Source organism: Clostridium sp. DFI.5.61 (assembly GCF_024462915.1).
In the GTDB taxonomy this organism is placed as follows: domain Bacteria; phylum Bacillota; class Clostridia; order Oscillospirales; family Oscillospiraceae; genus Lawsonibacter; species Lawsonibacter asaccharolyticus.
The window spans coordinates 22,080-35,781 of sequence record NZ_JANGBZ010000001.1 but is presented as its reverse complement, the minus strand read 5'-3'; the positions used below and the strand labels follow the sequence as shown (position 1 = coordinate 35,781).

General features: G+C 61.7%; 17 protein-coding genes. 8 read left to right on the top strand and 9 right to left on the bottom strand.

Features of this window, described 5'->3' with window-relative positions; all coding sequences use genetic code 11:
- Window positions 1–18 precede the first annotated feature (18 nt).
- Window positions 19–879 carry a 16S rRNA (adenine(1518)-N(6)/adenine(1519)-N(6))-dimethyltransferase RsmA gene (rsmA, locus tag NE584_RS00190; RefSeq protein WP_050624761.1) on the top strand — a complete coding sequence of 287 codons (861 nt, stop codon included), beginning with the start codon at window positions 19–21 and terminating at the stop codon, window positions 877–879.
- Window positions 880–963: 84 nt separating this feature from the next.
- Here the strand turns inward: rsmA and NE584_RS00185 are convergent, their stop codons facing one another.
- Together NE584_RS00185 and NE584_RS00180 are read right to left on the bottom strand one after the other, a co-directional pair.
- Window positions 964–2,178 (bottom strand): MFS transporter, encoded by a 1,215-nt coding sequence (locus NE584_RS00185; protein WP_108981254.1) that lies wholly within the window; start codon window positions 2,176–2,178, stop codon window positions 964–966.
- Window positions 2,168–3,022: a GNAT family N-acetyltransferase gene (locus NE584_RS00180; protein ID WP_108981255.1), complete on the bottom strand. Its 855-nt coding sequence runs from the start codon at window positions 3,020–3,022 to the stop codon at window positions 2,168–2,170. Before NE584_RS00180 ends, NE584_RS00185 begins: the two co-directional genes overlap by 11 nt.
- Window positions 3,023–3,246: 224 nt before the next feature.
- Here NE584_RS00180 and pckA point away from each other — a divergent pair, with 224 nt between their 5' ends.
- Both pckA and NE584_RS00170 read left to right on the top strand, forming a co-directional pair.
- The gene (gene pckA / locus NE584_RS00175) at window positions 3,247–4,818 is read left to right on the top strand and encodes a phosphoenolpyruvate carboxykinase (ATP) (RefSeq protein ID WP_108981256.1); all 1,572 of its coding nucleotides are present in this window, start codon (window positions 3,247–3,249) and stop codon (window positions 4,816–4,818) included.
- 63 nt (window positions 4,819–4,881) lie between these two features.
- Window positions 4,882–5,544, top strand: coding sequence for a YoaK family protein (locus NE584_RS00170; protein ID WP_256181216.1), 663 nt, complete (start codon window positions 4,882–4,884; stop codon window positions 5,542–5,544).
- Window positions 5,545–5,592: 48 nt separating this feature from the next.
- Here NE584_RS00170 and NE584_RS00165 read toward each other — a convergent pair whose 3' ends face one another.
- Together NE584_RS00165 and NE584_RS00160 are read right to left on the bottom strand one after the other, a co-directional pair.
- Entirely contained in the window at window positions 5,593–6,360 is a 768-nt protein-coding gene (locus tag NE584_RS00165; RefSeq protein WP_256181215.1) for a MerR family transcriptional regulator, read from the bottom strand.
- Between the two features lie 198 nt (window positions 6,361–6,558).
- The gene (locus NE584_RS00160; protein WP_256181214.1) at window positions 6,559–7,500 is read right to left on the bottom strand and encodes a DUF4349 domain-containing protein; all 942 of its coding nucleotides are present in this window, start codon (window positions 7,498–7,500) and stop codon (window positions 6,559–6,561) included.
- Window positions 7,501–7,639: 139 nt separating this feature from the next.
- On the opposite strand from NE584_RS00160, the gene NE584_RS00155 reads away from it, so the two are divergent.
- The 5 genes from NE584_RS00155 (at window position 7,640) to NE584_RS00135 (ending at window position 11,203) form a co-directional block, all read left to right on the top strand.
- Entirely contained in the window at window positions 7,640–8,380 is a 741-nt protein-coding gene (locus NE584_RS00155) for an N-acetylmuramoyl-L-alanine amidase (protein ID WP_108981614.1), read from the top strand.
- 15 nt (window positions 8,381–8,395) lie between these two features.
- Complete coding sequence (locus NE584_RS00150) at window positions 8,396–9,676, top strand: LysM peptidoglycan-binding domain-containing protein (protein ID WP_108981258.1); 1,281 nt, start codon at window positions 8,396–8,398, stop codon at window positions 9,674–9,676.
- Between the two features lie 79 nt (window positions 9,677–9,755).
- Window positions 9,756–10,148, top strand: a complete 393-nt coding sequence (locus NE584_RS00145) for a thioesterase family protein (protein ID WP_050624752.1) — start codon at window positions 9,756–9,758, stop codon at window positions 10,146–10,148.
- 5 nt (window positions 10,149–10,153) lie between these two features.
- Window positions 10,154–10,633, top strand: a complete 480-nt coding sequence (locus NE584_RS00140) for a YbaK/EbsC family protein (RefSeq protein WP_256181212.1) — start codon at window positions 10,154–10,156, stop codon at window positions 10,631–10,633.
- A 36-nt stretch (window positions 10,634–10,669) separates the two neighbouring features.
- Entirely contained in the window at window positions 10,670–11,203 is a 534-nt protein-coding gene (locus NE584_RS00135) for a nitroreductase (RefSeq protein ID WP_050624750.1), read from the top strand.
- A 63-nt stretch (window positions 11,204–11,266) separates the two neighbouring features.
- Here the strand turns inward: NE584_RS00135 and NE584_RS00130 are convergent, their stop codons facing one another.
- Genes NE584_RS00130 through hisF form a run of 5 tightly spaced genes read right to left on the bottom strand, consistent with a single transcriptional unit; the run spans window position 11,267 to window position 13,694 of the window.
- On the bottom strand, window positions 11,267–11,986 hold the full coding sequence (locus NE584_RS00130; protein ID WP_050624749.1) for a Bax inhibitor-1/YccA family protein: 720 nt from the start codon (window positions 11,984–11,986) through the stop codon (window positions 11,267–11,269).
- Between the two features lie 27 nt (window positions 11,987–12,013).
- Window positions 12,014–12,346 carry a phosphoribosyl-ATP diphosphatase gene (hisE, locus tag NE584_RS00125; RefSeq protein WP_256181211.1) on the bottom strand — a complete coding sequence of 111 codons (333 nt, stop codon included), beginning with the start codon at window positions 12,344–12,346 and terminating at the stop codon, window positions 12,014–12,016.
- Between the two features lie 54 nt (window positions 12,347–12,400).
- The gene (gene hisI / locus NE584_RS00120) at window positions 12,401–12,721 is read right to left on the bottom strand and encodes a phosphoribosyl-AMP cyclohydrolase (protein ID WP_050624747.1); all 321 of its coding nucleotides are present in this window, start codon (window positions 12,719–12,721) and stop codon (window positions 12,401–12,403) included.
- 8 nt (window positions 12,722–12,729) lie between these two features.
- A complete protein-coding gene (locus NE584_RS00115) occupies window positions 12,730–12,924 on the bottom strand; it encodes a hypothetical protein (RefSeq protein ID WP_256181210.1) in 195 nt (64 codons plus the stop codon).
- Between the two features lie 14 nt (window positions 12,925–12,938).
- Complete coding sequence (hisF, locus tag NE584_RS00110; RefSeq protein ID WP_050624745.1) at window positions 12,939–13,694, bottom strand: imidazole glycerol phosphate synthase subunit HisF; 756 nt, start codon at window positions 13,692–13,694, stop codon at window positions 12,939–12,941.
- Window positions 13,695–13,702 lie beyond the last annotated feature (8 nt).

The following is a 13,702-nucleotide window of genomic DNA, read 5'->3' as shown; positions in this document are numbered from 1 at the left end:
CTTCAGGAGGGATCTCTTATGGATCTGTGCGACATCCAGCAAATCAAGGCCTTGTTGTCCCGGCACGGCTTTCACTTCTCCAAGTCCATGGGGCAGAATTTTCTGGTGGAGGACTGGGTGCCCCGGGATATTGCGGAGGCATCCGGCGCCTCCCCTTCCTGCGGTGTGCTGGAGGTGGGCCCCGGCATCGGCCCCCTCACCCAGGAGCTCTCCCGGCGGGCCGGGCGAGTGGTCTCTGTGGAGCTGGACCGGTCCCTCCTCCCCATCCTGTCAGAGACCATGGCCGGCCGGGAAAATGTGGAGATCGTTCCAGGAGACATCCTGAAGACTGATCTGGCTGCCCTGACAGCGGAAAAGTTCCCCGGCCTTACGCCGCTGGCCTGTGCCAATCTTCCTTATAATATTACCTCCCCCGCCATCACCGCCCTGATCCAGGCGGGGGTCTTCGCCGCCATCACCGTCATGATTCAGCGAGAGGTGGCCCTGCGTATCTGCGCCCGGCCTGGGACACCGGATTACGGGGCCTTCTCCGTCTTCTGCCAGTACCACACCGCCCCGGAGCTGCTCTTCGAGGTCCCCCCCTCCTGCTTTATCCCCGCACCCAAGGTGACCTCCGCCGTCCTGCGGATGACGCCCCGGCCCGCCCCGGCCGAGGTGGATGACGAGGCCCACTTCTTTCGGGTGGTCCGGGCCGCCTTCGCCCAGCGCCGAAAGACCCTGGCCAACAGCCTCACCTCCTCCCTGTCCGGCCTGTACACGAAAGAGGACATCCAGGAGGCTATCCGGATCTGCGGCCTCGCCCCGGACGTCCGCGGGGAACGGCTTGGCATCCCGGAGTTCGCAGCCCTCTCGAAGGCCCTGCGGGCCCAGCCCCAATGAGCCCCTGCGTCCTATTTCTGAAACACAGTGTGCGCCAATAGAGACCGGGCCTTCCCAGACGGGAAGGCCCGGTCTCTATTGGGTTCACACCGCCCGCATCCGGTGGTCGGTGCCCACCGCAGCCGCGGCCGCGAGGATGGCGCCCCCCGCCCCTGCCATGATCCACCGCAGAGAGACCACATCGGCCAGGGGGCCAAAGATGGCCATGCCCAAAGGCAGGCACCCGGCGTACATGGTGCTGAGCAGTCCGAACACCCTGCCCTGCATGTCCGCCTCCGTGTGCTCCTGAAGCATGGTGGTGATTGCCGTCTGCACCACCGTCAGCGCTGTCCCGTACAGCGCCATCAGCCCCAGATAGGGGACAAAGTGCCGGGACAGCCCCATCCCTGCCGCCAGGACGCCAAAAGCCAGCAGGCCCGCCGTCAGGGTCCTCCCCCTGCGCCGGAAGCCGCCCCAGGTGCTCATCAGCACTCCTCCTGCTATCATCCCCGCAAAGCCGGCCAGCTCCACCGCTGTAAGATACCAATAGGTCTCCCCAAAGGTCCGCCGGACAAAGAGGCCCGCCAGATACCCCCCTGGCACGCAGAAAAAGGTGACCAGCCCGTATAGTACCAGCAGCCTCCCCGCCAGCCTGTGGGAGAAAGCACAGCTCACCCCGGCACGGATATCAGCCAGGAGGGGAGACCGCTCCCTAGTCCCTCTCTGTCCGGGCAGCGCCAGGCAGGACAGCAGACCCGTCCCCACGACCGCCGTCACCACATCGATCATCAGGGTGGTGCGCAGATCACTCACCGCGAATACCGCGCCTGCCGCCGCCGGGGCGGCGAAATTCACCAGCGACTGCATGGCGGCATTGAGGCCGTTGTACCGCATGAGCTGGTCCTCCGGGACCAGCTGGGGAATGGCCGCGTTCACCGCCGGGGCCTGGATGCCGGCCCCCAGGGAACGGAGGAGCGACATGACCAGCAGGCCGCCCAGCAGGGCCGGGCCCGACGGGATGTGGGGAAGCGCAGGGATCATAGCCAAGGTGGCGCAGGCAATCAGGACATCCGCTCCGATGATGAGTGCCTTTCTGTTGTACCGGTCCGCCCAAACACCGCCTAAAAAGGAGACCAGAAACTGTGGCAGATAGGAGCAGACAGAGAAGGCGGCCACCCACCCGCCGCTGGCGGTCTCCATAGCCGCGTACCAGACCAGGGCCATCTGCACCAGGGTGGAGCCGAACAGGGTGATGCACTGGCTGGTCAGAAAGAGCAGAGCCCTTTTTCGCCATCCGGAGGGCTGTCTGTTATCTGTCATCCCGCCCCTCCTCTCCCCGGGGAAGGAGCACCAGGCGCTGGGTGGGGTAGCCGAACTCCGTCAACAGCTCACGCTGGGCAAAGCCCAGTTCCAGCAGCAGGGCCCGGTGCCCCGTGTCCGCCCTGTCCCGTTCCCGGTAGGTGGTGGTGCTGATCTCCTGATCGGGCAGACAGGTCTCCGTCAGTACGTCCAGAAACAGCCGCTGGAGCCCCCGCCTCCGGTACTGGGGGTGCACCCCCAGAAACTCGATGCGTCCCGGCCCCGTGGAGAAGGCCAGAGCCCCCGCCAAGGTGTCACCCTCCCCCAGGACCAGGGCGTGTCCGGCGCGAATGCTCTCCCGCAGCTGCTCCAGATACGCCCCCTCGTCCATGGCGGGATAGCCGTCGATCACCAGACGCATCAGCTCCATCCAGGCAGGGATATCTCTCTCTTCTGCCAGCCGGATCTCCTCCTTTCTGAACGCTTCCCTGCCCCTCTCCATACGGAGGGTAAAGGGCAGCTGGAGGGGATAGAAGTTCCCAGCCGCCCGGTAGGCCGCAGGAGGCGCCTTGTACATGCTCTTAAACGCCTGGGAGAAGGACTGCTGGCTCTCGTATCCGCACTGCAGAGCGATCTGGCTGATGGGCCGTCGGGAAAAAGCCAGCAGCTTGGCCGCCTCAGTGAGCCGGCGGCGCTGCACATAGTCATGAAGCGTCATTCCCACCGTCTCTGTGAACATGCGGTGCAGGTGGTATTTGGAGTAGTGGACCGCCTCCGCCACCGTCTCCAGTTCCAGCCTGCCGCCCAGGCGGCTCTCGATATACCTGATGACGGTCTGTATCCCACGGACCGCTCTGTCTTCCATTGAAGCCCCTCCTCTCTGGATGGTATGATAACAGATTTCATGGAAAATGGCTTCCTCATTCTTGCGGTTTTAAAATTTTCCTCCAAAATGTAAGGGTGCAGCCTGACTTGTTTTGGCCCTGATGAGCTCCTGAAAAACTTGCCCTTGCCATTCTTCGGAAAATGGAGTATAATATTTTCACGAAATTTTCCAAGAAATTTTGTTGAAAATAGGAGGATTGCCCCATGGAAACTTATGGACTGGAACAGCTGGGCATTATCAGCCCCAGCGCTGTGTATCGGAACCTCTCCCCTGCCATTCTGGTGGAGAAGGCGCTGGCCCGGGGCGAGGGCAAGCTGAATTCCACGGGCGCCCTGTGCGTCAACACCGGGAAATATACCGGACGCTCTCCCAACGACAAGTTCATCGTGGACTCCGCCGGTGTCCATGACGAGATCGCCTGGGGCAAGGTCAACGTCCCCACCACCCAGGAGGTCTTTGACGCCTTGTATGAGAAAATGGTGGCCTATCTCCAGAACCGGGAGATCTTTATCTTTGACGGCTTTGCCGGTGCGGACCCCAAATACACCAAAGCTTTCCGGGTGATCAACGAGCTGGCCAGCCAGAACCTTTTCATCCACCAGCTTCTGCTGCGTCCCACGGAAGAGGCGCTTGCCAATTACAAGCCTGACTTCACCATCATCTGCGCCCCCGGCTTTAAGTGCATCCCTGAGCGGGACCATGTGAACTCGGAGGCCGCCATCATGATCGACTATGAGAAGAAGATGGTGCTCATCGCAGGCAGCCAGTACGCCGGTGAGATCAAGAAGTCGGTCTTCTCCGTCATGAACTACCTCATGCCCAAGGAGGGCGTCTTCCCCATGCACTGCTCCGCCAACATCGGTGAGGCCGGGGACTCCGCCATCTTCTTCGGCCTGTCCGGCACCGGCAAGACCACCCTGTCCGCCGATCCCAACCGCAAGCTCATTGGCGATGACGAGCACGGCTGGGCGGATGACTCTGTCTTTAATTTCGAGGGCGGCTGCTACGCCAAGTGCATTGACCTGACCGAGGAGCGGGAGCCCGAGATCTTCCGGGCCATCAAGTTCGGCGCCTTGGTGGAGAACGTCATCATGGACGAGGAGACCCGCGTCCCCGACTACTCCGACGGCAGCCTGACTGAGAACACCCGCGTGGGCTACCCCGTGGACTATATCCCCAATGCCGCCATCCCCGGCATCGGCGGCACCCCCAAAACGGTGATCTTCCTCACCGCCGACGCCTACGGCGTCATGCCCCCCATCTCCAAGCTGAACGAGAAGCAGGCCATGTACTACTTTGTCTCCGGCTTCACCAGCAAGCTGGCGGGCACCGAGCGGGGCATCACCTCCCCCGTGCCCACCTTCTCCACCTGCTTCGGCGCCCCGTTCATGCCTCTGGACCCCTCCGTCTATGCCGGGATGCTGGCTGAGAAGGTGGCCAAGTCCGGCGCCAACGTCTATCTGGTCAACACCGGCTGGTGCGGCAACAGCGGCAAGCGCATGAATCTGAAGTACACCCGCGCTATGGTCACCGCCGCCCTCAACGGCGAGCTGGAAAAAGCGGAGTTCGTCACCGACCCCTACTTCGGCGTTCAAGTGCCTACCTCCTGCCCCGGTGTGCCCGACGAGCAGATGATCCCCGCCAAGCAGTGGGGGGACGACACCGCCGGTTACGAGGCCAAGGCCAAGGAACTGGCCAAGTCCTTTGTGGAGAACTTCAAGAAGTACACCCATATGCCTGCCGATGTGGTGGCAGCCGGCCCCAAGGCCGAGTAAAGCTGGCAGAACTCTATGGGGCGCCGCATCTGCGGCGCCCTATTTCTATGAGGAGGTGGACCCATGAAGCGATATCAGATGTCAGAATCCCTGCCGGTGGGCCTCCTGCTGGCACTGGCGGGCGGGATCTTGGATTCCTATACCTATTTGAACCGGGGACAGGTATTCGCCACCGCTGAGACCGGGAACCTGGTCCTGCTGGGCATCCATTTGGCCCAGGGAGAGCTGGGCCGGGTCCTCTCCTGCCTCTTTCCCATTCTCGCCTTTGCCCTGGGCGTCCTGACCACCGAGGGGCTTCGCCGCCGCCTGAGCTCCGGCCGGGTCCACTGGAGGCAGCCCATCCTGGCGGCGGAGTGCCTGGTCATCCTGGTGGTCTCCTTCCTGCCCCAGGGAGATCTGGACGCCCTGGCCAATGTGCTCATCGCCTTTACCAGCGCCATCCAGATCGAGAGCTTCCGAAAATTTGCAGGCTGCGGATGCGCCACCACCATGTGCACCGGCAACCTGAGGAGCGGCACCGAGCACCTGTTCCGCTGGCTCCACCACCGTGAGGGGACCTCTGGCCGCAGCGCTCTGGTCTATTACGGGCTGATCCTCTCCTTCGTCACCGGCGCGGTCCTCAGCGGACTGCTCACCCCCCTCTTTGGGACGCGGACGGTCCTGGCCGCCTGCCTGCCCCTCCTGCTCTCTCTGGCGCTGATGTTCCGGCTGCCGGACCCCACATAGCCAAATGGGAAAGTGGGCCGCACCCCGCAGGGGGCGCGGCCCACTCCATTACTCTGCCGCCGGAACGCGGGACAGCACCGCGTCCCGCAGGAAGCGGGCGCAGCCGGGAACGCTTTTGTCATAATAGGCCGTAAAGCGTTCATCCTGTACATACAGCTCCGCCAGTCCTCGGTGCCTGGCCGGATCGTAGGGGCTGCTGCCAAAGGACAGCCACGCCCGGTGCAGCTCCGCCAGCGCTCTGCCGGCCTCCCCTGCCGGGTCCGCGCCGGAGCGGACGGCCTCCTCCAGCTTCCTCTGGATGGCTTCACCGGTGTCCTTCCAGCTCTGATACCGCTCAGGAGTCAGGTCCAAAATGTCCCGGTTGGCCCGCTCCGCCTCCTCGTCTCCGTACTTCTCCCGGATCTCCGCCCCGTAGCGCGCCTCGTTTTCCTCCACGGCGCGCCGCTTGAACGCCTCAAACTTTGCCTCGTCGCTCATAAACTCATTCCTTTCTTCTGACAGGATCGTCCGCTTTACAGTATGGATCAATTCCTGGATACGCCCCTCTTCCTTTTCCAAGGCGGCCAGATGGCCCCGGAGCGCGTCCAGCCGGTCAAAGGATGGATCATCCAGAATGGCTCCGATCCGGGCCAGTTCCACCCCGAGGGCCCGGTAAAACAGGATCTGCTGGAGCCGGTCTACCTCCGCCCCGCCGTAATATCGGTATCCATTCTCGCCGATGCGGCTGGGCGTGAGCAGACCGATCCGGTGGTACCAGCGCAGGGTGCGGGTGGTCACCCCGGCCAGTTCCGCCAGCTTCTGAATGGTGTATTCCATAGGCGTCCCTCCTTTGACTGAGTCCATTCTACCCGTTTACGCTGCGTCAATGTCAAGTCTGTTTTTTTATTTTTTCTGCGGTCACGCCCTGTGGTCTTTTTCCCCGGTTTTCGGCAAGGCTGCGGGCGCGAACCCTGTCCACAACTGCAGTGCCCTCTGCCTTGGCAGAGGGCACTGGTCTTTTATATCTTAGCCGCTTTACTGGTCCTGTCCTTCCTTTCTGCTCTCCTTCCGTTTTTTACGCAGTATGCTCCGCCCGATCACCACGCCGGCCGCCGCGATCACGGCCAGCACGACCAGGCCGAACACATGGTAGGAGATCCAGATCAGCATGCCCTGGAAGCCATCCACCAGCCCCTCCAGGCTGGCGGAGAAGCCGGCCGCCATTTTGGCTCCCAGCGAGGAGGTCTCTCCCGGCTCCTCCGTAACCTTCGTCACCTCCTGAAGGGTCAGGTCGATGGTGGAGAAGCTCACAAGGCTGTCATACTGATTCATGGTGGAGCTGTACTGTTCGATCTCATACTCCACGTCGCTCAGGGCGCTCTCCAGGGAGATGATGTCCTCCATCACCTCTGCTTCCGCCAGAAGGGCCTGGAGCCGCTCCTGCTTGGTGCGCAGGGTCTTCAGACGGGCCTCGGTGTCATAGTACTGGGTGCTGATGTTCTCTGTGCTCTCTGTCTTACTGGCCAGGTAGCCCAGCTCCCCTGCATTCTGCAAAAAGCCGGTGTAGGCATCCTCCGGCACACGGATGACATAGGAGCCATACCGGTTTGCGTTCACGTTCCGATAGCTCCCGCCCTCCACCGCGGCGCTCTCGAAATAGCCCCCCGCCTGATTCACCATCTCGTTCAGCTGCTGAGCCGCCTGGTCGAACTCGGTGGTCTCCACATACAGCTCCGCCCGGCGGACCAGCTTGGCGTCCGGGTCCTGGTAGACCGGGCTCTCCTGAGGGGACTGGCTTGGGCTCTCCACCTCATAGATCCCGCCAAATTCCGCGGTCTCCCCGCCGGCAGCCCCCGGCGTGCTGGAGGCAGTCTGATCCGCCGGCGCCCCATTCCCGCCGCCGCTTCCGCAGGCGGGCAGCAGCAGGACCAGGGCCAGCATCAGGGGAAAAAGCGCGCGTTTCATGGTTCGCTTCATGGTATCGCTCCTCCTTTTCATCGTTTCCGCAAGGCAAAGATCAGGTCTCTCTGTCCGATTAGACGCCTCCACCTGGAAAAAGTTCCGCACCTCCGCCCCCTTTTTTTCATAGAATGGGAAAAAATCAGGAGGTAATCGTATGCCTATCATCTATCTCTCCCCCTCCACACAGGAGTGGAACTACTACGTCAACGGCGGGACCGAGGAGGAATACATGAATCTCCTGGCGGACAAGATGGTCCCCTATCTGGACGCCTCCGGCATCCGGTATGACCGGAACACCCCCAGTATGACGGCGGCCGACTCCATCGCCGCCTCCAACGCGGGAAACTTTGACCTCCACCTGGCCCTCCACTCCAACGCCGCCCCTGAGGGACAGTACGGCACTTCCAGAGGTTCCATTGCTTTCTATTACCCCGGCAGCATCCAGGGCAAGTGGGCCGCCGACATCATCGCCAACAATCTGCGCTCCATCTACCCCCTGCCGGACAAGGTCCGGGCGGTATCCACCACAACGCTGGGCGAAGTGCGGAAGGTCCGGGCCCCTGCCGTCCTCCTGGAGCTGGCCTTCCACGACAACCCGGACGACGCCGCCTGGATCAAAAACAACCTGGATGAGATCGCCCGCAACCTGGTCCTCTCGGTCACTGAGTTCTTCGGACTGCCCTTCCTGACTCCGATCCCCGCCCGCTCCGGCATGGTGGACGTGAACTGGGGCTCCCTTAATATCCGCAGCCGCCCCTCCCTGGACGCCCCCGTTCTGGCCCAGGCCCCGGACGGTGCGCTCCTCACCATCATCAACCAATGGCAGGACTGGTATCTGGTCAACTATAACGGCACCATTGGCTACGCCAAAGACAGCTTCGTGACGCTGAACTGATGCAAGGAGGTTTCTATGGATATCCATGTTGTCAAACCGGGCGATACCCTGTACTCCATCGCCCTTTCCCACGGCGTGCCCATGTCCCGTCTGCTGGAGGACAATCAGCTTCCTGACCCCTCCCGGCTGGTGGTGGGACAGACCATCGTGATCCAGTACCCGGAGCGCACCTATGTGGTCCGCTCCGGCGATACGCTCTTCTCCATCGCTCAGGCCAACGGCCTGACTGTCAAGACCCTGCTCCGCAACAACCCCTCTCTGGCGGGGGAGGACCGCATCTTTCCAGGGCAGGAGCTGGTCCTCGCCTACCGCCAGGAGAAACAGGGGACCCTCACCGTCAACGGATACGCCTACCCCCACATCGACCGCGCCCTGCTCCAGCGCACCCTCCCCTATCTCAGCGGCCTGCTCCCCTTCTCCTACGAGGCCACCGCCCTGGGGGAGCTCACCCCGCTGGACGACGTGGCCCTGGTGGATGCGGCCAAACAGATGGGGGTGGTCCCCATCATGAACATCACCAACCTGACACCGGACGGCATGTTCTCGCCGGAACTGGCCCATATCATCCTCTCCGATCCCGCCATCCAGGAGAAACTGGCCGCCAACGTGATGGAGGTCATCCGTGCCCGCAGCTATCAGGGGCTGGACGTGGACTTTGAATCCATCTACGCCGAGGATGCCCAGTCTTATGTGTCCTTCATCTCCCGCCTGCGGGAGCTTGCCGCGCCCATGGGCATCCCGGTCCTTGTGGCTGTAGCCCCCAAGTCCTACGCCAACCAGCCGGGTCTGCTCTATGAGGGGATGGACTACGCCGGGCTGGGCCGGGCTGCCGATTTGATATTCCTCATGACCTATGAGTGGGGCTACTCCTACGGTCCCCCTATGGCCATCTCCCCCATCCGCAGCATGCGCACCGTGATCGAGTACGCCCTGAAGGAGATCCCAGCAGAGAAGCTCCTGCTGGGCATCCCGAATTATGGCTATGACTGGCAGATCCCCTACTCCCAGTCCAGAAAGGCGGTCTCCATCTCCAACCAGTACGCCGTCTCCCTGGCCGCCCGCTACTATGCTGCCATCCGGTTCGACGAGTCGGTCCAGGCCCCCTGGTTCCGGTACGTGGACGAGCGGGGGCAGGAGCACGAGGTCTGGTTCGAGGATGCCCGCAGCATCAGGGCCAAGCTGAGTCTGGTCCCGGAATACGGCCTGCGTGGGGTGGGGTACTGGAACCTGATGCGTCCCTTCCCCCAGAACTGGGTGATCCTCAACGCCCTATATCACATTCGGGAAGGGCTGTAACATTTTTCTCTCCGCCGCTGGATTTTTGTCCTCCTTTGTAGTAAAATGAGGTATCATTTGTGCAAAGGAGGACATTTTCATGTCTGTTGAAATTGGCCTGAAGGGCCGCGCGGAGGAGACGGTGACCGACGCGAATACCGCTCAGGCCGCCTGCTCTGGCGCTCTGCCCGTCTACGGTACGCCCTTTATGACCGCTCTGATGGAAAAGGCGGCCTGGACCTCCATCGCCCCCCACCTGGCGCCGGGCGAAAGCACGGTGGGCACTGCCATGAACATCACCCACATCTCCGCCTCCCCCGTAGGCATCCGGGTCTGGGCGGAGAGCGAGGTCACCCTGGTGGACGGCAAGCGCATCGAGCTGAAGGTGGCCGCCTATGACCAGGCGGGCAAGATCGGTGAGGGCACCCACCAGCGCTTTATCGTCACGGATGACCGCTTTCTGGCCAAGGCGGCCCGGAAACTGGAGGGCTGAGCGGCATGTCCATTGAAAAAGTCCGGCAATATTTCCAGCCTTTAGGCCGTGAGCAGGATATCCTGGAATTTGAGACCTCCAGCGCCACGGTGGAGCTGGCCGCCCAAGCCGCCGGCGTCATCCCAGCCCGGATCGCCAAGACCCTCTCCTTCCTGGTGGACGAGGGCTGTGTGCTGATTGTGACCGCAGGGGACGCCAAAATCGACAATTCCAAGTTCAAATCCATGTTCCACACCAAGGCAAAGATGCTCAGTCCTGAGCAGGTATATTCCTTTACTGGCCATGCGGTGGGCGGCGTCTGCCCTTTTGCCAACCCGGATGGGGTGCGTACCTACCTGGATGTGTCCCTCCAGCGCTTCGAGACTGTCTTCCCCGCGGCGGGCAGCAGCAACTCCGCGATCCAGCTCACCTGTGACGAGCTGGCGGAGTACTCCCACAGCCTGGGATGGATCGACGTGTGCAAGGGCTGGCAGGAGACCCCCTGACCCTGTTTTCCCATCAGAAAGGAGCGCTCTGTTTCCATGGAGACAAAAGACTGTATCCTGACCCGCCGCAGCGTGCGGAAATTTACAGACCGGAAGGTGGAGCACCGGCTTGTGGAGCAGATCATCTCGCTGGCCGCCTATGCCCCCTCCTGGAAGAACACCCAGATCAGCCGGTATATTGCCATTGAGGACCCCAAGGTCCTGGAGGAGATCTGCCGCACTTACGCCCCCTTCAACGCCCGGATCATCGGCAACTGCCCCCTGCTCATTGCCCAGACCTTTGTGAAAGGCCGCTCCGGCTTCGAGCGGGACGGTTCCTTCTCCACTGACCGGGAGGCGGGCTGGCAGTACTACGACTGCGGCATTGCCTGCCAGACCCTATGCCTGGCCGCCCACGACCTGGGGCTGGGCACCGTGGTCATGGGCGTCTTTGACCGGAAAGGCCTGGAGGCGTATCTCCAGATTCCGGAGGATCAGGAGCTGATGGCCCTGATCGCCCTCGGCTATCCCGATGAGTCCCCCGCCGCTCCCAGGCGCAAGGAGACCTCCCTCCTTCTCAGCTATCGATGAACAAAATGGAAAAGAGGACCTGTCTGTGAGACAGGTCCTCTCTTTCTCTGTTCAGCGGCGCGCTCAATTCCGGGACTTGCCCAAAAAGCGCAGCAGGTACAAAAACAGGTTGATGAAATCCAGGTACAACTGAAGGGCGGAGAAAATAGACGCCTTCTCCAGCATGTCGGGGTAGCCCGCATAGTAGTTGTAGTAGGCTTTGATCTTCTGGGTATCATAGGCAGTATAGCCCAGGAAGATGGCGATGCCCGCCAGGCAGAAGATCCGGTCCAGGGCGGTAAAGCCGGGGATAAACAGGCTGACCAGCGCGAATACGAACAGGAACACCAGTCCAGTGAAAAGGATGGGGCGCAGCCGGGTCAGGTCTGCCTTGGTAAAATAGCCGTAGGCAGCCAGCACCGCGAAATAAGCCGCAGTGGCCAGGAATACGAAAATCAGGCTCCCAAACTCAAAGATATACAGGTACATGGACATGGTGAAGCCGAACAGCGCGGAAAAGGCGATAAAAATCCCTCTGGCTGTCCCCACTGACATCTTTTCAATGCGGGAGACCATCGTGATGGACAGTACGATGGTGGCGATCAGTACGATCAGATGGATATAAGGCACATAGGCCAGGGCGTAGAGTGTGGCATTGGTGACCCAGCCCAGCAGAGCGATCCCGAAGGTGACTAGAAGCCCCAGCACCATCCATAAAAATGTCTTGGCCGTATATTGCCCGATGCTCTCCATCCGGCTGGACTGCCCATAGTCCCGGTCAAACTCATAGGGGTCAAAGCTCATAAAAACAGCTCCTTTCTTTCTGATCGGTCAGGTGTTGTGATCGGCAACATGAAACTGCTTCAGATTCCCGATCTTGTGACTGCGGCGGTCCAGCTCCTCCAGCACAGCTTCCAGAGGGATGTTCTGCTGGGCCATCATCACGGTGAGATGGTAGATCAGGTCTGAGATCTCCCCCACCGTCTCCTCCTGCCGCCCATTCTTGGCGGCGATGATGGTCTCTGCACATTCCTCTCCCACTTTTTTCAGAATCTTATCCAGCCCCTTGTCAAAGAGGTAGCAGGTATAAGACCCCTCCTGGGGGCTGGTCTTCCGGTCCTGGACCACCTGATACAACTGCTTCCATACGTCGTTCACAGACATTCTCCTATCCGCTCCCCAAAACGGGGAGTCAACTCCCCAGCGGAACTATGGGTATCATAACATAATCTCCTGAAAAAAGCAACTGTCTCGTCCTGTGTGACAGGTAGGGCCGTCGGGCAGGCAAAAGTAGAGCAGGGTGTCGGTATCGCAGTCGGTAAAGATCTGCTCCACATGGAGGAAGTGGCCGGAGGTCTCCCCCTTGTTCCATAGTTTGCCCCGGCTCCGGCTCCAAAACCAGGCAGTCTTTGTCTGGAGCGTCCGCTCCACTGCCTCCCGATTCGTAAAGCCCAGCATCAGCACGTCCTTGGTCCGGGCATGCTGGATGATCACTGGGATCAGCTCTGATTTTTGAAACAGCTGGTCCAAATCAAACATATCTATCCTCATTTCTCCCAGGGTGGTTTTTTTACCTGGTACTCCCACGGGTCCTTTCCAGGCTGAAAAGCGGACTTCTGCTGCCTCCGGCCGCCGTCCGGGACAGACGGCTGGCCCTCTGGCTTGCCCTGCTCCCCCTTCTTTCGGGAGAACAGCAGCTCTCCGCCCACGTCCAGCACCAGCTCCAGCAGATCGTCCAGCATGGCATCCGCTCCTCTCAGCGCACCGGGATCTTCCGCTTCCGCAGATACTCCTTCACCTGGGGCACTGTCAGCTCCCCGAAGTGGAACAGGGAGGCGGCCAGAGCCGCATCACAGTCTGTCTCTGCGAAGACCTGGGCAAAGTGCTCCAGGCTGCCGCAACCTCCGGAGGCGATGACAGGGATGGAGACCGCCTGGGTCACGGCCCGGGTCATCTCCAGATCAAAGCCCGCCTTGGTGCCGTCTGCGTCCATGGAGGTGAGCAGGATCTCCCCCGCTCCCAGCGCCTCGCCCCTCCGGGCCCACTCTACGGCGTCCAGGCCGGTGGGGGTGCGCCCTCCGGCCACCACCACCTCATAGCTGCCCTCCGGCCGCCGCCGGGCATCGATGGCCAGCACCACGCACTGGGAGCCGAATCGCTCCGCCGCCCGGGAGATCAGCCCCGGGTCCTTCACCGCGGCGGAATTCACGGAGATCTTGTCCGCACCCGCCCGGAGGAGCTGCCGGAAGTCCTCCAGGGTGCGGATGCCGCCGCCCACGGTCAGGGGGACGAACACCTGCTCCGCAGTCCGCTCCACCACGTCCGCCACTGTGGCCCGGCCGTCGCTGGTAGCGGTGATGTCCAGAAAGACGATCTCGTCCGCCCCCTGGTCCGAGTAGAACCGGGCCAGCTCCACCGGGTCCCCGGCGTCCCGGATATTCACAAAGTTGACTCCCTTGACCACACGCCCGTCCCGGACGTCCAGACAGGGGATGATGCGCTTTGCCAGCATACGATCAC